20 protein-coding genes are annotated in these 20,595 nt (G+C 60.1%); 9 read left to right on the top strand and 11 right to left on the bottom strand.

Annotation, left to right across the window (positions count from 1 at the left end; genetic code table 11):
* Positions 1 to 56: 56 nt before the first annotated feature.
* From clpP to WFR25_RS15360, 3 genes are all read left to right on the top strand, one after another.
* On the top strand, positions 57 to 692 hold the full coding sequence (clpP, locus tag WFR25_RS15370) for an ATP-dependent Clp endopeptidase proteolytic subunit ClpP (protein WP_336972123.1): 636 nt from the start codon (positions 57 to 59) through the stop codon (positions 690 to 692).
* A gap of 131 nt (positions 693 to 823) precedes the next feature.
* Positions 824 to 2,095: an ATP-dependent Clp protease ATP-binding subunit ClpX gene (clpX, locus tag WFR25_RS15365; RefSeq protein ID WP_336972122.1), complete on the top strand. Its 1,272-nt coding sequence runs from the start codon at positions 824 to 826 to the stop codon at positions 2,093 to 2,095.
* Positions 2,096 to 2,461: 366 nt separating this feature from the next.
* Positions 2,462 to 5,026 carry a TonB-dependent receptor gene (locus WFR25_RS15360; protein ID WP_336974911.1) on the top strand — a complete coding sequence of 855 codons (2,565 nt, stop codon included), beginning with the start codon at positions 2,462 to 2,464 and terminating at the stop codon, positions 5,024 to 5,026.
* A gap of 149 nt (positions 5,027 to 5,175) precedes the next feature.
* On the opposite strand, the gene mtgA is transcribed toward WFR25_RS15360, so the two are convergent.
* From mtgA to WFR25_RS15340, 4 genes are all read right to left on the bottom strand, one after another.
* A complete protein-coding gene (mtgA, locus tag WFR25_RS15355; RefSeq protein ID WP_336972121.1) occupies positions 5,176 to 5,880 on the bottom strand; it encodes a monofunctional biosynthetic peptidoglycan transglycosylase in 705 nt (234 codons plus the stop codon).
* Between the two features lie 34 nt (positions 5,881 to 5,914).
* Complete coding sequence (locus WFR25_RS15350; protein ID WP_336972120.1) at positions 5,915 to 6,367, bottom strand: cupin domain-containing protein; 453 nt, start codon at positions 6,365 to 6,367, stop codon at positions 5,915 to 5,917.
* Between the two features lie 91 nt (positions 6,368 to 6,458).
* A complete protein-coding gene (gene rpoH, locus WFR25_RS15345; RefSeq protein WP_336972118.1) occupies positions 6,459 to 7,373 on the bottom strand; it encodes an RNA polymerase sigma factor RpoH in 915 nt (304 codons plus the stop codon).
* A 76-nt stretch (positions 7,374 to 7,449) separates the two neighbouring features.
* A complete protein-coding gene (locus tag WFR25_RS15340; RefSeq protein ID WP_336972116.1) occupies positions 7,450 to 8,406 on the bottom strand; it encodes an RluA family pseudouridine synthase in 957 nt (318 codons plus the stop codon).
* Between the two features lie 17 nt (positions 8,407 to 8,423).
* On the opposite strand from WFR25_RS15340, the gene WFR25_RS15335 reads away from it, so the two are divergent.
* Together WFR25_RS15335 and WFR25_RS15330 are read left to right on the top strand one after the other, a co-directional pair.
* Positions 8,424 to 8,831 carry a M67 family metallopeptidase gene (locus WFR25_RS15335; protein ID WP_336972115.1) on the top strand — a complete coding sequence of 136 codons (408 nt, stop codon included), beginning with the start codon at positions 8,424 to 8,426 and terminating at the stop codon, positions 8,829 to 8,831.
* Between the two features lie 89 nt (positions 8,832 to 8,920).
* Positions 8,921 to 9,592 (top strand): histidine phosphotransferase family protein, encoded by a 672-nt coding sequence (locus WFR25_RS15330; RefSeq protein WP_336972112.1) that lies wholly within the window; start codon positions 8,921 to 8,923, stop codon positions 9,590 to 9,592.
* Positions 9,593 to 9,925: 333 nt separating this feature from the next.
* Here the strand turns inward: WFR25_RS15330 and WFR25_RS15325 are convergent, their stop codons facing one another.
* The 4 genes from WFR25_RS15325 to map all read right to left on the bottom strand — a co-directional run bounded on the left by WFR25_RS15325 (position 9,926) and on the right by map (position 13,843).
* Positions 9,926 to 10,663 carry a class I SAM-dependent methyltransferase gene (locus WFR25_RS15325; RefSeq protein ID WP_336972111.1) on the bottom strand — a complete coding sequence of 246 codons (738 nt, stop codon included), beginning with the start codon at positions 10,661 to 10,663 and terminating at the stop codon, positions 9,926 to 9,928.
* Between the two features lie 248 nt (positions 10,664 to 10,911).
* Positions 10,912 to 12,324 (bottom strand): type I glutamate--ammonia ligase, encoded by a 1,413-nt coding sequence (glnA, locus tag WFR25_RS15320; protein WP_336972110.1) that lies wholly within the window; start codon positions 12,322 to 12,324, stop codon positions 10,912 to 10,914.
* 96 nt (positions 12,325 to 12,420) lie between these two features.
* The gene (locus WFR25_RS15315) at positions 12,421 to 12,759 is read right to left on the bottom strand and encodes a P-II family nitrogen regulator (protein ID WP_336972109.1); all 339 of its coding nucleotides are present in this window, start codon (positions 12,757 to 12,759) and stop codon (positions 12,421 to 12,423) included.
* A 253-nt stretch (positions 12,760 to 13,012) separates the two neighbouring features.
* Complete coding sequence (gene map / locus WFR25_RS15310) at positions 13,013 to 13,843, bottom strand: type I methionyl aminopeptidase (protein ID WP_336972108.1); 831 nt, start codon at positions 13,841 to 13,843, stop codon at positions 13,013 to 13,015.
* A 93-nt stretch (positions 13,844 to 13,936) separates the two neighbouring features.
* On the opposite strand from map, the gene WFR25_RS15305 reads away from it, so the two are divergent.
* Complete coding sequence (locus WFR25_RS15305; protein ID WP_336972104.1) at positions 13,937 to 14,707, top strand: competence/damage-inducible protein A; 771 nt, start codon at positions 13,937 to 13,939, stop codon at positions 14,705 to 14,707.
* Between the two features lie 17 nt (positions 14,708 to 14,724).
* Here the strand turns inward: WFR25_RS15305 and WFR25_RS15300 are convergent, their stop codons facing one another.
* Positions 14,725 to 14,919, bottom strand: a complete 195-nt coding sequence (locus WFR25_RS15300) for a GMC oxidoreductase (protein ID WP_336974910.1) — start codon at positions 14,917 to 14,919, stop codon at positions 14,725 to 14,727.
* Between the two features lie 550 nt (positions 14,920 to 15,469).
* Between WFR25_RS15300 and WFR25_RS15295 the strand changes: the two genes are divergently transcribed.
* Positions 15,470 to 16,006 (top strand): hotdog domain-containing protein, encoded by a 537-nt coding sequence (locus WFR25_RS15295; RefSeq protein WP_336972101.1) that lies wholly within the window; start codon positions 15,470 to 15,472, stop codon positions 16,004 to 16,006.
* Positions 16,007 to 16,052: 46 nt separating this feature from the next.
* Positions 16,053 to 16,577 (top strand): nuclear transport factor 2 family protein, encoded by a 525-nt coding sequence (locus WFR25_RS15290; RefSeq protein ID WP_336972099.1) that lies wholly within the window; start codon positions 16,053 to 16,055, stop codon positions 16,575 to 16,577.
* Positions 16,578 to 16,611: 34 nt separating this feature from the next.
* Here the strand turns inward: WFR25_RS15290 and WFR25_RS15285 are convergent, their stop codons facing one another.
* Positions 16,612 to 18,024, bottom strand: a complete 1,413-nt coding sequence (locus WFR25_RS15285; RefSeq protein ID WP_336972098.1) for an aromatic ring-hydroxylating oxygenase subunit alpha — start codon at positions 18,022 to 18,024, stop codon at positions 16,612 to 16,614.
* 80 nt (positions 18,025 to 18,104) lie between these two features.
* Here WFR25_RS15285 and WFR25_RS15280 point away from each other — a divergent pair, with 80 nt between their 5' ends.
* The gene (locus WFR25_RS15280; protein ID WP_336972096.1) at positions 18,105 to 19,421 is read left to right on the top strand and encodes a hypothetical protein; all 1,317 of its coding nucleotides are present in this window, start codon (positions 18,105 to 18,107) and stop codon (positions 19,419 to 19,421) included.
* Positions 19,422 to 19,424: 3 nt separating this feature from the next.
* Here the strand turns inward: WFR25_RS15280 and WFR25_RS15275 are convergent, their stop codons facing one another.
* Positions 19,425 to 20,579, bottom strand: coding sequence for a phosphotransferase (locus WFR25_RS15275; RefSeq protein WP_336972095.1), 1,155 nt, complete (start codon positions 20,577 to 20,579; stop codon positions 19,425 to 19,427).
* Positions 20,580 to 20,595 lie beyond the last annotated feature (16 nt).

Here is a 20,595-nt window from a genome sequence, read left to right as displayed (position 1 = left end):
TATCGGCTTTGTGCCGATGTAGGGGGCGGGCAAAAGCACAAAAGCGAAAGAGCAAAATGACCAACAACATGCATGATCCCATGGCCGCGCTGGTCCCCATCGTTATCGAACAGTCGAACCGCGGCGAGCGCAGCTTTGATATTTTTTCGCGGCTGCTGCGTGAGCGGATCATCTTTGTGACTGGTCAGGTCGAGGATCATATGGCCTCCCTGATCGTCGCCCAGTTGCTGTTCCTTGAGTCGGAAAATCCGAAGAAGGACATCTGGATGTACATTAATTCGCCCGGTGGCGTGGTGACGGCCGGCATGGCGATCCACGACACTATGAAATATATTCGTCCACAGGTGGGCACCGTCTGCATCGGCCAGGCCGCGTCGATGGGCAGTTTTCTGTTGGCCGCGGGTGAGCCGGGCAAGCGCCTTGCCCTGTCCAATGCGCGGATCATGATCCATCAGCCGTCCGGCGGCGCACAGGGCATGGCGTCGGATATCGAGATCCAGGCCAAGGAAATCCTGCGGATTCGTCAGCGTCTTAACGGTCTCTATGCCGAATATACCGGCAAGCCGCTGGAAGAGATTGAGCGGGCGATGGACCGCGACACCTTCCTTGAGGCGGACGAGGCCAAGGCATTCGGCCTGATCGACGAAGTGTTCGACAAGCGTCCGGCTCTCCCTGATCCGAACGAAGGCTGATATAATGTTTACCCCGGCACGCCCTTTCTCCCCTTGTGAAACGGGCATGCCGCGGTCTAGGATGATGCTGGACCAGTTTATCCCACGCCAATTCCGGCATTCAGCCGGTGGCCGGGAAGGAAGAATGGCGAATGACTAAGCTTACGGGCTCCGATTCTAAAAGCACGCTCTACTGCTCATTCTGCGGAAAGTCGCAGCATGAGGTGCGCAAGCTGATCGCGGGGCCGACCGTCTTCATCTGCGATGAGTGCGTGGAACTGTGCAACGACATCATCCGCGAGGAGACCAAGGGCGGTCTTGTCGGCAAGAAGGATGGCGGTGTGCCGACCCCCCAGGAAATTTGCGACGTTCTGGACGATTATGTGATCGGCCAGAGCCGGGCGAAGCGCGTCCTCTCCGTGGCGGTTCACAACCATTACAAGCGCCTCAACCACGGGTCGAAGCCCGGTGAGGTTGAACTGGCCAAGTCGAACATCCTGCTCGTCGGCCCGACCGGCTGCGGCAAGACGCTCTTGGCCCAGACGCTGGCCAAGACGTTCGACGTGCCCTTCACCATGGCCGATGCGACGACCCTGACCGAAGCGGGCTATGTCGGCGAGGATGTGGAGAACATCATCCTCAAGCTGCTTCAGGCATCCGACTATAATGTCGAGAAGGCGCAGCGCGGCATCGTCTATATCGACGAGATCGACAAGATCAGCCGCAAGGCCGAGAACCCGTCGATCACCCGCGACGTATCGGGTGAAGGCGTGCAGCAGGCGCTGCTCAAGCTGATGGAAGGCACCACGGCCAGCGTTCCGCCGCAGGGCGGGCGCAAGCATCCGCAGCAGGAGTTTCTGCAGGTCGACACGACCAACATCCTGTTCATTTGCGGCGGCGCTTTTGCGGGCCTTGAGAAGATCATCGGCGACCGACTGGAAGCCAAGTCGATCGGCTTTGGTGCGCATGTGGCGGCTCCCGAGGAGCGCAAGACCGGCGAACTGCTACGGTCGAGCGAGCCGGAGGATCTGCTGAAATTCGGCCTTATCCCCGAGTTCGTCGGTCGCCTGCCCGTCATCGCGACGCTGGAGGATCTGGATGTGACCGCGCTGGTCAAGATCCTGGTCGAGCCGAAAAACGCGCTGGTGAAGCAATATGGCAAGCTGTTCGACATGGAGAATGTGGACCTCAGCTTCACCGACGACGCGCTGACCGCCATCGCCCGGCGGGCGATTGAGCGGAAGACTGGCGCGCGCGGGCTGCGCTCGATCCTCGAATCGATCCTGCTCGACACGATGTTCGACCTGCCCTCGATGCAGGGTGTGGGCGAGGTTGTGGTCGACAAGGACGTAGTTGCAGGCACGAAGGAACCGATCCGGGTGTTCAGCGAAAACGACAAGCGCAAGGCCGGCGACGCCGCCTGACTCGGCGTCCCGGTTGTTAAATGGATGAAGCCGGCGGGAGACCGCCGGCTTTTTTCGTATGATTTTGCCGCGCCGCACAAATTTTCCGACAGCGTTGCAAATTTGCCATAGTTGGACGATTGTTCAATTATGGCAAATAAATATATATATATCAGTACGTTGAATTGAGCTTTCTGCACCAACCGAAGGTCGTGCGCGGCTTTGTTACACCTCGGTGACACCGCCCATGCTGCATTGTAACATAAATGCAATCAGAGCATCACAGGGGCGTCGTCAGCGGCCCCCACAGGCGGGCCAGCTCCGACGAGCATGATCAATGGGGGGCACCAGGAGGTGCCGCAACTCCATAAAGAGGGACGGGTCCACATGAAGCAGTTTTACTTGTGCGGCGCAGCCGCAATCGCCATCGCGCTGCCCGGCGCCGCGCTGGCGCAGTCGACAGGGTCAATGGATTTCGACAACGCAATCGTCGTTACAGGCGGGCGTATAGACAATGGGGTTGGCGGCATCAAAATCCCCGACTCGCCCAAGGCGAAGGTTGTCGTGGGTCAGGAACTCATCAAGGCGCAGCGGCCTGGCCAGGCCATCAACGAAATCATCAATATGGTGCCGGGCGTCAGTTTCACAAACAACGACCCCTGGGGTTCGAGCGGCGGCAACTTTACCATTCGTGGTTTCAACTCAGATCGTATTTCGCAAACCCTCGACGGTATTCCGCTGAATGATTCGGGCAACTATGCAGTTTACACGAACCAGCAAGTCGATGCCGAACTCATTGAGACGGTCAACGTCAACCTCGGCTCGACCGATGTCGACAGCCCGACCGCAGCAGCGGTAGGCGGCACTGTCAACATCAACACCATGGAACCAAGCGATGAATATGGCGTGTTGGCCAGCGTCAGCTATGGCAATATTGCAGCCAACGGTGCGGGTGATCGACCCTATTTCCGCATGTTCGGCGTCATGAACACCGGAGACCTGACCGGTCATGGCACCAAGGCCTGGATCTCTGCCTCACGCATTCGCAATGAGGCCGCGTTCGCCAACTACGGCAAGGTTTACAAGCAGCAGTATAACGCCAAGATCTGGCAGGATATCGGTGACAATGGCGATTTCGTCTCGATCGCTGGCCATTATAACGAGAACCGCAACAATTTCGGTGGCTCGCCGCTACGCGCCAGCGCCTTTACCGGCAACAAGAGCGGTCGCTTTTATGACATCGCGGGCGGCTATCCCTGCACCGTCAGCCAGACCAGCACGCCCAATCTTTGCGGTACCGACTTCGAACGTCGCTATAACCCGTCGAACACCGGCAATGTTCGTCTTAACTCCAGGTTCACGCTGACCGATCGACTAACCCTGACGGTCGATGGTGCCTATCAGTGGGTGAAGGCTAATGGCGGTGGTACGACCAGCGCGAACGAAACGCTCTTCACTGACGCCGCCAGGGGTTACACCGGCACCGGTAACTATAATGGCAGCTTCTATTTCGGTGAAGATCTGAACGGCGACGGTCTTTTTGGCCGTGTCACGCTGGCTCAGCCGAGTCAGACCAACACGCGTCGTTGGGTCGGTATTGCCAACCTAGCCTATGAGATTGATGACGCCAATCGTGTCCGCCTGTCCTACAGCTATGACCGCGCGCGTCACCGCCAGACCGGCTATGCGGGCTTTTTGGCCGCGAACGGCGAGCCGCTAGACGTGTTTCCGATCAATGATCCGGTAATGGATGCGGCCGGCAACGCGTTGCAGAAGCGTGATCGCAAGTCCATCGCGGAGCTTAATCAGATTGCCGGTGAATATCGTGGTCAGTTTTTCGAAGATAAGCTGACCTTATTACTGGGCGCGCGTGCGCCTTTCTTTAAGCGCGAATTACAACAAAATTGCTTCACCACCAGTTCGGGTGGCTTTGTCGACTGTGTGCCTGGAGACCAGATTGCGAATTATATCGCGACACACCCCTACAGCTTCAATCCGACCACGGGCAGGGCAACAGGGTCAGCTTTGCCGCAGGCTCGGAAGCTGAAATATGACAAGATCCTGCCAAATGTCGGTGCGATCTTCAAGATAACGCCGCAGATCAGCATCGCGGGCAGCTATGCCAAGAACATTTCGGTTCCCAATACTGATGCACTCTACAATGCCTTCTACTTCCCGGTAGACAGCGATTCGGCCTATCGCGTCGCTGAAACTTCGGACAGCTTCGACGCCAGCTTGCGCTATAATTCGTCAACAGTGCAGGCTGCGGTCACTGGCTGGTATTCCAAGTACAAGAATCGTTTGGTCACCGCTTATGATATCGATGGCAACGGTACTGACACTAACCTGGGTCCGGTGAAGAAATATGGTGTGGACGCCAGCATCTCCTACAGCCCGATCAAGGAAGTGACTGCTTATCTGTTTGGCTCCTACATCAAGTCGGAAATTCAGAACGACGCTCCCACCGCGACCTGCGCTGTCGACAGCGACATCCAACTCGCGGACCTGTGTTACACTCAGGACGGTGCCAACTATCTGCGGACCAGCGGTAAGCGGGAGCGCAGCGCACCGAAATATCTGTTCGGCGGTCGTCTGCAAGGCAATCTGGGTGACTTCATTCTGGGCGTCCAGGCCAAGCGTACCAGTTCGCGCTATATGAACGATATCAATGGTGAGATCCAAACGGCGATCACTAGTGCCGGTGTCACCAAGCTGATCTTCCCCGGTGCTAAGTTTGCGGCCTATACCGTTGTCGATCTTGATCTGCGTTACTCGCTGGCCAGCGTCGGCATGGAAAAGGGCGCGATCCAGCTTAACGTCAGCAACCTGTTCGATAAATTCTATGTCGGTTCGTTCAGTGGCGGCCTGGATACGCTTGCCAGTTCATCGTCGGCATTCGTGAACTTCGGTTCGCCACGTGCTATCAGCGCTTCGCTTATCATCGGCTTTTAAGTCAACGTAAGTGCCAAAGCAGGGAAGGGGCGCGGAGAAATCCACGCCCCTTTTCGTTGGCAAGACCTGTTGGAAGACACTGCTGGAACATGCCCCGGAACCCCAAAGAAATCCGGGGTAATCAAAATCCAGCAACTTTGCGTCGCTCCTCAATCCCGCAGGCAGCTATCCAGCCCATCGCGCTGCACCACCCCAATCCGCGCGGCGATGCTGTTGCCATAGCGGCGGGTAAAGCCACCCGGCGCGATGGCGGCACGCTTCTTGGGCAGTGGCAGGACGGCCGCGATGCGTGCCGCCTCGGCCTTGGTCAGCCGAGTGGCGTCGTGATGGAAGTAGCGCATTGCGCCCGCATTGGCGCCATAGGTGCCGATCCCGGTTTCCGCGACGTTCAGATAGACTTCCATGATCCGTTTCTTGCCCCAGATCGCTTCGATCAACAGGGTGAACCAGGCCTCGAACCCCTTGCGGATGAAGCCGCCGCCCTGGAACAGGAAGACATTCTTCGCCGTCTGCTGGCTGATCGTCGATCCGCCCCTTATCCGTCCGCCGCTGGCATTATGGCGCAGCGCCTGGGCAATGGCGACCGCATCGAAGCCGTGATGCGAGCAGAAGCGTGAGTCCTCTCCAGCTATGGCGGCGCGGGCCATGTCCGGGTCCATCTGGGACAGGGGCATCCAGTCCTTGGTGATGCCATTGCCGTCCAGGATCATGGTCGTCGTGACCGGCGGCGGGACGAAGCGATAGAGGGCGACGAAGAATAGCGAGAACAGGACGAAACCGATGAGGATGCGAATCGGCCAGCGGAACCAGCGGGAACGACGACGGCGGGGGGCGGCAGCGGGCTTTGCGATCATGAAGCGAGCGTAACGCGGTGCGCCGGACTCGTCACTATGGGTTTGGCATTGCAGTGGCCGCAGGAAGAAGGGCCTCGACCCGATCACCATGGCTGGGTGGAGTCGATGTCACCAATATCTCCACGGGCGCTGCGCTGCGATTCTGAGCCTTGTGCGGTGTGCCGGGCGGGATTTCGACGCCCTGACGGGTCGCCAGCACGATTATCTGCCCATCGACTTCCATCGTCAGTTCGCCGGACAGGACATAGAAAAACTGCCGCGCCCTGCGATGATAGTGGCGTATTTCGCCGGTGCCGGGCGCAATCTGTTCCTCGATCACCGAAAGACCTGGTTGTTTGGCGAGGTGCCAGCCATCATTGACCCCGCCCCACACATAATGGTCCGCGCTTGATCGGTCGATGGCATGGATCTGCGTATCGGTCGCCGGAACGGTGGCGCAGGCCGTCGCGAATAGGGGGAGGAGAGCCGTCAGGCGTGGACTGATCATATCGCGCCTAACGAACCATATTCTGCAGTCCGCAAGAAAAAGGCCCCGAAGTTTGCGCTCCGGGGCCATTCGCTTGGGAGGGGGGTAGGGGTCAGACGGCAGCGAGACGGGCGAAAGAACCCAGCCTGTCACCGGCGATCCGCATCATCGCCTTTTGCAGCTTTTCAAACGCGCGCACCTCGATCTGGCGGACACGTTCCCGCGAGACGCCGTAGACTTGGCTCAGATCCTCCAACGTCTTTGGTTCCTCCGCCAGACGCCGTTCGGCAAGGATGTGCTTTTCGCGATCGTTGAGGTCGCTCATCGCCTCTACCAGCATTTCATGGCGCAGCGTTTTTTCCTGTGCATCGGCCACGCGCTCGTCCTGCAACGGGTCGGTGTCCTGCAGCCAATCCTGCCACTGACCTTCGCCATCCTCACGCATGGGGACGTTCAGCGACGTGTCGCCACCCATCGCCATGCGGCGGTTCATGCTGATGACATCGTCTTCCGACACGCCCAGCTTGGTCGCGATGAAGGTCACGTCGTCGGGGCGAAGATCGCCATCCTCGAACGCTTCGATATTGTTCTTCATCCGGCGCAGGTTGAAGAACAGCTTCTTCTGCGACGCGGTGGTGCCCATCTTCACAAGGCTCCACGAGCGCAGGATGAATTCCTGGATCGAGGCGCGAATCCACCACATGGCGTAGGTCGCCAGACGGAAGCCACGTTCAGGCTCGAACTTCTTCACGCCCTGCATAAGACCGATATTGCCTTCGCTGATCAACTCGCTGACCGGCAGGCCATAGCCGCGATAGCCCATCGCGATCTTCGCCACCAGGCGCAGATGCGAGGTTACCAACTGGGCAGCGGCCTCAGGGTCCTGGTGCTCGGCATAACGCTTGGCGAGCATATATTCCTGTTCCGGGGCCAGAATCGGAAACTTGCGGATTTCCGACAGATAGCGGTTCAGGCTGGCATCACCGCCCAGCGCCGGCACCGCGGGGACATTGCTCTTGTTGGCCATGTCACTTTTCCTTCCCTCAATCATGCGCGGCGGGACCCGAAATTGGCATCCTGCGCCGCAGCAAACTTGTCGTAGCTTATACGTTAAGCTGGCTTAACAGTTCCTGCATGTCTGCCGGAATTGGACTTTCAAACGATAAAGCCACGCTTGTTACGGGATGTATGAACCCCAGTGTTTTGGCGTGCAATGCCTGTCTATTGAAACCCAAAGTTTCCAGTATTGATTTGAAACCTTTTCTTTCTCTACCGTAAACCCGATCCCCGATCAAGGGGTGGCCAAGATGGGCCATATGGACGCGGACCTGATGGGTACGCCCGGTTTCCAGCCGACATTCGACCAGCGCCGCGCCACGAAGCCGCTTCACCGTGCGATAATGGGTGATGGCCTGCTTGCCCCGGCCTTCCCGATGAACAGCCATTTTCTTTCGATCAGCGTCGGATCGGCCGATCCAGGTGTCGATGGTGCCGGAGGGCGGCGCCGGGTGGCCATAGGTGATTGCGGCATAGAGCCGCCTGATGGAATGATCTTTGAACTGGACCGCCAGCCCTTCATGCGCGCGGTCGGACTTGGCCACTACCAGCAGGCCGGATGTATCCTTGTCGATGCGGTGGACGATACCGGGCCGCGCGACCCCGCCGATGCCGGACAGTTGCCCGGCGCAATGATGCAACAGGGCATTGACCAGCGTGCCGTCCAGATTGCCCGCCGCCGGGTGGACGACCAGCCCTGCGGGCTTGTCCACCACCACCAGATTCTCGTCCTCGAATACGATCGTCAGCGGAATATTCTGTGCCACCGCCTCCATTTCGACAGGTGCGGGCAGGGTGATGGCATAGGCCTGCCCGATGGCGGCCTTTAGACTTGGGGTCACAGAGCGTCCTGTGCCCTGCGTCACCACCATTCCGTCCAGCATGAGCGCTTTCAGCCGCTCGCGCGAGAGGTCCGGGCACAGTTCCGCCAGCGCGCGGTCGAGCCTAAGCCCCGCCTGCGCTTCGCCGATGATTATTTCGATGGTAGAAACCCCCGGGTCCATTGCGTAGGCATGTGGGCATGGACGTCAGAATTTCAAGAACCTTGCTGGAGGAAATCCTTGTTGCCGCGGCGGGGCAGAGGCAAGAGATTTGCGGCCTGCTGCTGGGAGGGGAAGGGCGGATCGACGCGATTCTTCCCGCCGCCAACGTCGCCGCCGACCCGGCGCGCCATTTCGAGTTGGACCCGGCGGTTCTGCTCGGTGCGCACCGGGCCGCGCGGGCAGGCGGGCCACGGATCGTCGGTCATTATCATTCGCACCCGTCCGGCCATTCCGTGCCGTCAGCGACCGATGCGGCCTGCGCGGTGCCCGATGGCAGCCTGTGGCTGATCGTGGGGGGCGGGGAGGGGCGGCTATGGCGGGCAGCGTCGGAAGGGGATGGCGGCGTGCGTTTTGATGCGGTGGAGTTGCTCTCCGATGCGTCGTAGGGCGATTGGCGGACTTGCATCGGTGCTGGCCACGGCCCATTAGCCAATGCTTCAACCATCCTCTTCTGCAACAGCCGGGCAGTTCCTTCATGACCAGTTCCACCGCCAACCGTGACAGCATCGAATTTGCCAGCCTGCTGTGCTCGCGCCTGTGTCATGATCTGCTTAGTCCCGTGGGCGCGCTCAACAACGGCCTGGAGCTGATGGCTGACGAAACCGACCCGGATATGCGCCAGCGCTGCCTGGACCTGTTGTCTGACAGTGCACGGACGTCCGCCAACAAGCTCAAATTCTTCCGCCTTGCCTTTGGCTCTGCGGGTGGGTTTGGGGACGCGGTGCCGACGCATGAGGCGAAGGTCGCGATCGAGGGCATGTTTGCCGGCACTGGCCGGGTAAAGATCGGCTGGATGGTGACAGAGGATATGTTGGGCAAGCTGCCGATCAAGATTCTGCTCAACCTGGCGCTGATCGCGGGCGATGCGCTGGTTCGCGGCGGTCAACTCGACATCGGCGCAGAGCGGCGCGAGGGACTGACGGAGATTGTGGTGCGGGGCGAAGGCCCCAAGGTGGTGCTCGATCCTGAATTGCGGGCCGCGCTGGCCGGCACATTGCCGCCTGAGGGGCTGGCGTCGCGGACGGCGGCGGCATGGATGGTGCGCTCTTTGGTGGTCGATGCCGGGGGTGAGATGGCGCTGTCGGCGGCGGGTGATCCGGCGCTATTGTTCGGCGCAGCGATTCCCGACGCCATTTTAGCGGTATAGCCGCTGGCTCGCGCAGGCGGCGGGCGGCTCATATCCGTCGCGGCGCCAAAGAAAATGTGATTGGGTGCTTGGAAACCCGTTCCTTAAACGTCGGTGAGGGTTGGATGGCGGACTGCTGCCCTCCCACAATTTCAATCGTTACCCCAGCACAGGCTGGGGTCTCAAGCGTTCTGTGCCGCCGTGGGAGATGCCAGCCTTCGCTGGCATGACGATAAGGGTGATTTGCTGACAGTCGGCTCTGGCTTGCGGAGCGCAAGAAAGCAGGCCATTCATTCCCAATCGGTGGGATGGAACCATTTCAAAAGCGACCTAAGTGACGAGCAGCATGTACGTTCATTTAGTCATGATGACGATGGAGCTTATGCGATTCGATGGCCGGAAGGCGATTCGAAGAACACGCTTTGCGCGCCGCCATGCTGCCTTGCTGAGCAAAGGCGGGATGGAATGGTTGTAAAAGACCTCCAGCAATTCCTGCGGGATCGGAAACACTCGCTGTTCTGAAAAACCAAGTTCTTGCCCATGTCGGATGATGAGATGCGGCGGCATATCGCGTTCCGTCACGCCATAAAGCTGCATCGCCTCGATAGAACCTGGTGCGGTTGCGTGTCCTTCCCCTGGTTCATGCGTTACTGGGATGCCGCCGGGTTTGAGCGCGCGATAGGCGGTCGCGATTGCAGCCCGCTCATCCTCCGCATGATCTAGGCAGTCGTAAAAGACGACGGCATCGAACTGGCCGTCAACATCCATCCCTTCATAGTCGTTGCACAGGAACGACAGGCGCGCGTCGATATTCTGGTTGGCCTGATTCTCGTGCGCCAGGTCGATCATGTCCTGGCTGATATCCTGACCGACCACTTCATAGCCATTTTTTGCGAAAAACACGCTGGTCCAGCCTCCGCCACAACCCATATCGAGGATGCGTGCAGGCGGCGGCGGGAGCAGCGACATGATCGTACCGATCGACGCCAAGTTCACACCGCAATAATTATCAGAAAACGGCTTGCCCAGACTGTGTTGACGCCCCGCCTCGCCTGTCAGCGTGAGGTAATTCTGTTCTGCCTGTTTTGACATACGTGGCCATGCCTTCGTTCAAGAATTGCAACGACATGCCTATCGCAGTCCGCGTGCAAGTTGAAAGCTTTGATATCGAAGCAGGAGGCTACTGAGCGTCGGCTATTAGCGATACCGCTTGACGTTCAGATGGCCGTTTATGGTCGCAAGCAGGCGCTCGCATCCATGGGTGTGCGAGCTATATATCGCCAAGGAAAAAGGCCCGGCCGCTTGCGCGGTCGGGCCTTCCTGCAGCAACCTGTGAAAGGTCAGGCGCTGTAATACATGTCGAATTCGACTGGCGAAGGCGCCATTTCCCAGCGATATACTTCGGGCCACTTCAGCTCGATATAGGCTTCGATCTGGTCCTTGGTGAACACGTCGCCTTTGAGCAGGAAGTCATAGTCAGCCGACAGGCTGTCCAGGGCTTCGCGCAGCGAGGCGCAGACGGTTGGCACCTGGCTCAGTTCTTCGGGCGGCAGGTCATAGAGATTCTTGTCCATCGCGGAACCCGGATGGATCTTGTTCTCGATGCCGTCGAGGCCCGCCATCAGCAGCGCGGCGTAGCATAGATAGGGGTTGGCCATCGCGTCGGGGAAGCGGAACTCGACGCGCTTCGCCTTGGCGCCAGCGCCATAGGGGATGCGGCACGAGGCCGAGCGGTTGCGGGCCGAATAGGCCAGCAATACGGGGGCTTCGAAACCCGGCACCAGCCGCTTGTAGCTGTTGGTGGTCGGGTTGGTGAAGGCGTTCAGGGCCTTGGCATGCTTGATGACGCCGCCGATGAAGTAGAGGCACATGTCGGACAGGCCGGCATAACCTTCGCCTGCGAACAGCGGGTTGCCCTTGTCCCAGATCGAGATGTGGGTGTGCATCCCCGAACCGTTATCTTCGGCGATGGGCTTGGGCATGAAGGTCGCGGTCTTGCCATAGGCCTGGGCGACCATGTGCACGACATATTTGTAGATCTGCATACGGTCGGCGGTCTGCACCAGCGTACCGAAGGTCAGGCCCAGTTCGTGCTGTGCGGCGGCGACTTCATGGTGGTGCTTGTCGCAGGGCAGGCCCATTTCCAGCATGGTCGTGACCATTTCGGCACGGATGTCGGTGCAGGGATCGACCGGCGCGACAGGGAAATAGCCACCCTTGGCGCGGGGGCGATGGCCCAGATTGCCGCCTTCATATTCCTTGCCGGTGTTGGTCGGCAGTTCGATGTCGTCGATCTTGAAGTAGCTGGTCGCATAGTTGGATTCGAACCGCACATCGTCGAACATGAAGAATTCGGCTTCGGGACCGACATAGACGGTGTCGCCAAAACCGGCCGACTTGACGAACGCTTCGGCGCGCTTGGCGGTCGAGCGCGGGTCGCGCGCATACAGTTCGCCCGTGTCGGGTTCGACGACGTCGCAGAAGAGGATCATCATCGGCGTGGCGCTGAAGGGATCGAAATAGACGGCGTCAAGGTCGGGCTTGAGGATCATGTCCGACTCGTTGATGGCCTTCCAGCCTTCGATCGACGAGCCGTCGAACATCAGGCCCTGGGTCAGTTCATCTTCGCCGATGACCGATGCAACCATCGTCAGATGCTGCCACTTGCCCTTGGGGTCGGTGAAACGGACATCGACCCACTCGATTTCCTTTTCCTCGATCATCTTGAGAATGTCTTTTGGCGTGTTGGCCATCGTCGATACCCTTCTGCTATTCCCCCCAAGGGGATTTAAGTGGTTGCCCGTATTCCGCCGGTCCGCGCGCCTATGGTCGCGGGTGGCACGAAATCTTTAGATGGCGTCGCTGTCGCGCTCGCCCGTGCGGATGCGTACTGCACCCTCGATCGCCGAAATGAAGATCTTGCCGTCGCCGATGCGCCCGGTCTGCGCGGCGGAGGAGATCGCCTCGACCACCCGGTCGGCCATCGCATCGTCCACCACGACCTCCAGCTTCACCTTGGGCAGGAAGTCGACGACATATTCCGCGCCGCGATACAGTTCGGTATGCCCCTTCTGACGGCCAAAGCCCTTCGCTTCGGTTACGGTGATACCGGACACGCCGACTTCGTGCAGGGCTTCCTTCACTTCGTCCAGCTTGAACGGCTTAATGATGGCTTCGATCTTCTTCATCTCGTCTATCCCAACCTCAGTCGCATCCCGGCCGTGGGCGACATGCTCCGCGTCCGTCCGCTCTCCCAAGTGACGATCAATCATGCCCTTCGTAGGGCAAGTCCCGCACCCGTGGACAATCAATTACTGTGCCAATCGGCGAATCGCTAGAGATGCTTTCGGCGATGCAGCAATCTTTGTCCATATTGCCCGAAATGCGGGCAATATTCGGTATGGCTGCCCGATTTTTGGGCAGCCTTCTGCGATGTCTGGATCAGGCGCTATAGGGCGGGGCGTTGAGGCCGGTGGGGCTTTGCGTGAAGATCTCGCAACCCGTCTCGGTGATGCCGATGCTATGTTCGAACTGGGCAGAGAGCGAGCGGTCGCGGGTCACGGCCGTCCAGCCATCTTCCATCATCTTCACGCCGGGCTTGCCGATGTTGATCATCGGCTCGATCGTGAAGAACATGCCGGGCTTAAGCTCTGGACCAGTACCGGGGCGACCGACATGAACGACCTCCGGGCTGTCATGGAAGACGCGGCCCAGGCCATGACCGCAGAAATCGCGCACCACGCCATAGCGGTGCTTTTCGGCATGGCGCTGGATGACATGGCCGATGTCGCCCAGATGATTGCCGGGTTTCGCCTGCTCGATCCCCAGCATCAGGCATTCATAGGTGACGTCGACCAGGCGGCGCGCCTTGATCGGGGCATCCCCCGCGATAAACATACGGCTGGTGTCGCCGTGCCAGCCATCGACCAGCGGGGTCACGTCGATATTCAATATGTCGCCGTCGCGGATCATCTTGTCGCCCGGAATGCCATGGCAGATGACATTGTTCAGCGAAATGCAGCAGCTATGCGTATAGCCACGATAGCCCAGTGTCGCTGGCACGCCGCCGCCGTCCAGCGTCATGCGACGGACGATGTCGTCCAACTCGCCCGTGGTGACGCCCGGTACAACATGGGGCACCAACGCGTCGAGAATCTCTGCGGCGAGACGACCTGCCTTCCGCATCCCGGCGAATCCAGCCTCGTCATAGAGTTTGATGGCCGGCGAGCGGGAGATCGGCGCATCGGCCGTCATGGTCATATATTCGGTCATGGACGGGAATATAGCGAGAGGAAACGGGAAAGACGAGAGGGGTCTGGCTGTTTGCTCTTTGCGCGGGCGGCGTGACACTCTATGCCACGCCAGATGACAAGCGCGCCTTCTTCCGACCGTATCTGGACCGCAGCGCTGGTCGTGATCGGCGACGAAATTTTGTCCGGGCGCACCCCGGACAAGAATATCGGACAGATCGCGTCCTGGCTGAATGTGCAGGGTATCCGCCTGAAAGAAGTCCGGGTGGTGGCCGATGACCCCGACGCGATCGGTGAGGCAGTGAACCTGCTCCGGGTGCGCAACGATTATCTGTTCACCACCGGCGGCATCGGGCCGACCCATGACGACATCACGGTCGATGCGATCGCGGCGGCGCTGGGCGTGGCCGTCGAGATACACCCGCAAGCGCGCGCCGTGCTGGCGCGCTATTATGAAACGCGCGGCGGGTTGACCGATGCGCGACTGCGGATGGCGCGGGTGCCCGCAGGCGCCAGCCTGATCGAGAATCGCATGTCAGGCGCGCCGGGCATTCGGCATGGCAATATCTTCATAATGGCGGGCGTGCCGCATATCACAGCGGGGATGCTGGAAAGCCTGACCGGCACGCTGGAGGGCGGTAGCCCTTTGTTGTCGGCGCAGGTCGGCTGCTGGGTCGCGGAAAGTGAGATCGCCGATCTGCTGGGGGAAATCGAACGCGCGCATGAGGGATGCCAGATCGGCAGCTACCCCTTTTTTCGGGAAGGGCGGACGGGCGCCAATTTCGTCGTGCGCTCGACGGAGCAGGCGCGATTGGACCGATGTGTCAGTGATCTGGTCGTGGGCCTCGAAGCGGTGGGCTATCCCGTCCTGGTCGGCGGTATTTGAGCAGGCAGGTCAAACGACTATAGCGCCACCTCTCGCTCCACTTGCTCTGCAATCCGGTGGGCCAGCGCGATGATCGTCATGGTCGGCATATCGTTGCCGTCACAGGGGAATACGGAGCTTCCCGCCACGAACATATTAGGCGTGTCGAAGAGGCGGCAGTCGCTGTCCACGACGCCCTGACGCGCATTTCGCGCCATCCAGGTCGTCCCCATGTGATGACGCACCCCGCGCGGTTCAAAGTCCCCGGTGGACAAGGGTTTGTACCATCCGGTCTTTCCGGTGCTGCTCCCAAATTGCCGAACCCGCGACAAATCCAGGGAGACATAGCATCCCCCGCAATCACCCCACGCGACAGGCGCTGTGGTCCTATTCGAAATGCAGTCCGCCGCTTTCAACCAACAGCAGGCGGTGGTGTGATCCCGTGAAATGGCGGGCGATCGTGATTCCCGCCGCGCCCAAGCGGAGAATATCCAGCCGCGTCGCTGGCTGAAACTGGCAAAGAAGATTAGTCCGGAATCGCAACGATCCCGATTGCGCGGTTCCTTCTGGAAGAGCGGTGGCTGGCTCGCAGCGCATATATCGTGATCGCGCATAGTGACGCAGAATGTCTGGCGGCGCTTTCCTCTGTCGAACAAGCCTGATCTAAGCTGACCTTGGTTGATGTCTGGAGAGAGTTAGAGAATGTCGGAAAACCTGCCTCCCATGTTTCAAGGTCTGCGGCGAGGCACCCGAGGGTCCATGGCTGGCTCGGCTTACCCAGCGATGATCGACACGTTGCGCGGCTTCCTTGACGACCTCGCCAAAGCCAAATTGGATGAAGAAACCATCCTGGGGCTGGATGAAGAATTACGCCAATGGCAGGGGAGGATTGCGCCGTTGGCCGCCGTTGAGAAGGATCGGATGTTTGGTCGTGTCGACGATGTGCCGGGGCATGGTCAGGTCATGTGCCCCGCTTTCGCGATAGAAGAGCAGGATGCAACTTCGGTCCGGGCGCGGGTTACTTTTGGCAACTATTTTCTCGGTGGGAATGCCGCGGCCCATGGGGGAGCGATCGCCCTGCTGTTTGACGAAATGCTGGGTATCCCGGCGAACTCCGTTGGCGGTGCAATGGCGCGCACGGCCTATCTTCATGTCAACTATCGCGCCATCACGCCCATGGACAAGGAACTGCAAGTGACCGCCTCGCTGATATCGGTCGAAGGCAGAAAACGGATGGTGCGTGGGGAACTGAAGTACGGGGACCGGGTCTGCGCCGATGCGGAGGGGCTTTTTCTGGAACTGCTCCCCGGTCAGCAATGACCTGTGAGGTCAACTATTCCGGCTTGCGTAATAAGGAGAGACTTTTGTGACCCCCGACCAGCCTTTGCTCGAAACGCTCGTTGCCAAGGATCAGATCCGCGATCTCGTCCTGCTCTATTCGCGGGGCGTGGATCGTCAGGACATGGACTTGCTGGGCACGCTCTACGCCAGCGACGCGACCGATACGCATGGCGATCGCTTCGATGGCAGCGCGTCCGACTATATTGCCTTCCTCGCCGCTGGCCTCCCGCATCTCCACTATAGCGGTCATCATGTCTGCAACCACCTGATCTCGGTAGATGGCGATACGGGGGAGGGGGAGGTCTATGTGCTCGCCTATCATATCTACCCGGATGGGAAGGGAGGGCTGATCGAAGATTTGAAGGGCGTTCGCTATATCGATCGCTATCGCAAGGAGGGTGGTCGCTGGCTGTTTGCCAGCCGTGTCGTCTCCTTTGACTTCGAAACTATACGTCCCGCGTCTCCGATGGGGGCAACCACCCCGCCGGGGGAAGATGTGAGCTACGGCGCGCTCGCCAGTCGCCTTTTTGCACGGGGAGCATGCGCGTGAGCCGGGACGCCGACAAGCGAAGCCGGCATCGGCCTCAAACCTTCGCTGCTTCGCCCTGCGCGATCTGGTCATCCATCACCCTGTTCCAGTGCTGGATGATCATTTCCTGATAGGCGCCAAGGCGGCTGTGCGCCTTCGCCGGATCGGCCGAATGGGCGCCCTTCTGGATGAGCGGCATGTTGGACATATCCTGATCGAACACGAAGCCCAGGAAGCCAAAGCCGGGGCAATGTTCGAACACGCTCTGGTCGGCATCAAGGACGATCGCAGGGGCCGATGGCGGGGTGGCGCCTTCGGGGCAGGGCAGCAGCAGGCGCACATCGAACCAGCTTTGTTCGGGATCCGTCTCATGCGGCAGGAACTGATAGGTGAAGGGCACCGATTCCGACAGCCACAGACCCATATGCGGGTACATGAAGTAGAGGAAGCTATCCATCATGATGGCGTCGGCAAGGTCGATGGGGCGGCCGTAAAATTGGGTCGCGACCGCGCGGTGCCATTCGCCCAATTGGGCGCGCACATCGCCTTCCGGGTCGATCGCGGGCACCTCTGCCTGCGGATAATGCCAGTCGCGCATGGCCTGCGCGAACATCTGCCCGGCGTTGAGCACGGTGGCGTCGGATGGGGCGTGCATGCTGGGCGTGGCTGAGCAACTGGCGTTACGGCCGACATGGCCATGCTCGCCTTGCCAGACATCATATTGAGTCTGGCTGTCACCGTTGAAAGGCACGGCCTCCGGGTGGGTGGCATAGAGGTGATAGGCCTCCATGAAGGCCTCCTGCGAGATCTTCCAGTTGGCCTTCACCAGCTTGCGAAAGCGTGCAGCGGTGTAGCGGCGTTCGGGCTGGAATTGGGCAAAATGTTCAGGCATCGGGCCAAGCGCATCCAGTAGCGGCGCGGAGTCCTTGTCGGCATTAATGAACAGGAAGCCGCCCCAGCGTTCCAGCTTTACTTCGGGTAATGATCCGTTGAGACGGTTGATGTCGGGGAAGTCCCAATGGCTGGGTATGCGCTTTAGCCGGCCATCCACATTCCATTCCCATGCATGATAGGGGCAGCGGATGGTTTCGGCGGATTCATGTTTGGCGCAGAGCATGGTGCCGCGATGCAGGCAGCTATTGTGGAACGCCTTATATTCGTCAGGGGCGGAGCGGACGATGAACCAGCTATGTGGACCGACCTGGAGCGGCATCCGGTCGCCGACTCGCGGAATATCTTCCTCGCGTCCGGCGAAAAGCCAGCTTTTCGTCCAGATATGATCCTGTTCGGCCTGTGCGCGGACCGGATCGAAATAGCGGGCATAGTCGACCTGGCCATTGTCCGGCTCGAAATTACCCTGCGCGGTCAGCGCCGGGGCGGTGGGCTGGTGCGACTCGCGGCGCCATAGTTCGCCTGCGAGGGGGCGTTCGGCCGATCCATAACCCCGGACTTTGGCGGATGTTGCCATGAACGCTCTCCATCTTTGTCTCTGCCTTGCGGCCTATAGCCTGTGTATCGTATAGTAGCATATCATTGGAGAGGAAAGATATGCACGCGGATATGGCAAGCGCGATCGCGCCCGAGGATAGTGGCCCGTCCATGGTGTGCGGAGACGCGACCGGCGTAGCCTTCCCGACCAGCGTCGATGCCTTTTACGAAGCGGGGGCGGCTTTCCTGACCGATGCATTTCGCGCGACCGGTGCGCTGTCCGACGACAATGAAGTGGTCGAGATCGTCGCGGTGAAGGAGTTTTTCGGCGGTGGCATGGGGCGCAAGCTGTGGCTGGACGTGCGCTATGCGCGGCCGCAAGAAGACCTTCATGATATATTGTTCGCCAAGTTCACACGCGAATTTGGTGATCCGCTGCGCGAACTCTTCTCGCCGGTGATGGAGCCGGAGGTTCGTTTCGCGCTGCTGTCGCGGCAACCCGATTTTCCGGTGCGGGTGCCAGTCTGCTATTTCGGCGATTATAGCGCGGCGACCAAGTGCGGGCTGCTGATTACCGAGCGAGTGCCCTATGGCCGTGACGGGGTTGAGCCGTTGCAGGACAAGTGTCTGGATTATGAGATGGCCGATCCGCTCGAACATTATCGGGCGCTGACGCGAGCGATGGCGGCGCTGGCCGCGCATCATCGGGCGGGGCGGTTCGGCGCGGCTGTAGAGCGACAATTCCCGTTCGACCGCGCGGCGATCGAGGCGCAGCCGATGATCCCTTATGGTCGCGAGCAATTGGTGGAGAAGCTGAACCGGCTGCGGCGCTTTGCGGTGGAGGCAACGCAATTGCTGCCCGAGGCGGTGCGGGAGCCGCTGTTTCTGGAGGGCTTTTGTCGGGATGCCATGGTGGTTCTGGAACGGGAGGCGACGCTGCGCGCGCAGGTGAACGGGCAGGACGATATGATCGCGCTGTGTCACTGGAACATGAATGTCGACAATGGCTGGTTCTGGCGTGATGGGGATGGCGGACTGCACTGCGGGCTGCTCGATTGGGGCGGGGTGGCGCAGATGAGTTTGGCCATGGCGTTCGTTGGTATGACCTGCGCGACGGAGACGGATTTTCTTGCGGCGCAGGAAGGCGCGTTGATTGATTTGCTCTTGAGCGAATATCGCGATGCGGGTGGGCCGCTGATCGGGCGGGAGGATTTCCTGTTGGCGCTCAAATATTCGATCGCGCTAACAGGCGTGGCCTGGATGCTGGATGCGCCTGCGCTGATCGAGGCGGAAATCTCCGATCTGGGCCAAGTGAAGGATCGGTTCGACCCTGAACTGCGCGACAGGTTCCTGCCCCGCGCGCAGTTGCAGTTGATGACCGTGTTCCTCGACAGTTGGCGGCGGCTGGACATTGGCGCAGCGGTGCGCGCCGCCTGACGATCAGGACAGGCTGTCGAGCGTGTCGAGATCGTCCATGGCGGCGGCGATGCGGCGGATGAATTCCAGCGTGATGTCGCGCGGCTGCATGTCGGGAACATCGCCCAGCGGGGTCAGCGTCATCGTCCACCAGGCGAGCGTCGTCAGCATCTGTTGGCGATAGTTGAGCCAGGCTTCGTCGAAGGACACGGCTTCGCCACCCGTCGCGACGAAGGCATCGAGATAGTGGCGCAGCAGTTCCTTTTCCCAAAGGCGCCGCTGGTCGACGGTAAGTGCGGTCGCGACGGTGTAGGCGACATCGCGCGACCAGTGCCCTTTGGATGTGACCTGCCAGTCGCTCAGGCCCATATGGTCGTCCGCGTTGATGTACCAGTTTTTGAGGTGGACATCGCCATGGGTGACGGTGAGCGGCAATTCGCCATGACGGGCCGAGGCGCGCAGCGTGGCGGGCCAGACTTCGGCTTCGCGGGCCATCAGCCGGGGCGGGATGACGTCGGCGGCGGCGCGCAGTCCGGCCTCGCACATGCTTTTGAAATCATGGTCGCGGTCGAGCGCGGCAAAGCGGTGATCGTAGCGGAACATGTGCGCCAGCGTCGTGTCGAGCTGGGGAGACTGATAGAAATGACCGTGGAGTTTCGCCAGCAGCTCCATCTGGCCCTTCGCCCGATCCAGGGTCATCGCAGTGTGATGCGAGCAGAAGGTGACGCTATCCCCCAGATCCTTGAGCATCACGATGGAGGCGAAGGAATCCGGGTCATAGGTGGCGAGCCAGGCCTCCGGTGCCTCAATCGTCAGTTGTGGGCGGATGAGATTGTAGAAGCTGGTCTCGCTGAGCAGCGCCGAGGTTGAGAGCAGGATGCGGTTCACCAGATCGACGGTGGCCTTGCAAAAGACCGAGCGGGGCAGGCCGAGTGCCTGCCCCGCTGCGTTATAATCGACGAAGATGCGGCGGCGGTTGGATGTGCCGGAATCGGGGACGTCCAACCTGACCGCGACGACCTTTGCCTCGGGATGATCTCTGCATAATATGTGCGTCATCCATTCGGGCGTGATGGCTTCATAGCGCCAGGGGATGTCGCCGGGATGGACGGCGGGCGGATCATCCCGCTGGTCGCGGGCGAAGGCCGTTTTGATGCGTTCGATCCTGTCCGTCGTCATATTCCGCTCTTCTCGT

This window comes from Sphingobium aromaticiconvertens, assembly GCF_037154075.1.
Lineage (GTDB): Bacteria > Pseudomonadota > Alphaproteobacteria > Sphingomonadales > Sphingomonadaceae > Sphingobium > Sphingobium aromaticiconvertens.
The sequence above is the reverse complement of the archived record's forward strand: the minus strand, read 5'-3'. Positions and strand labels throughout refer to the sequence as shown.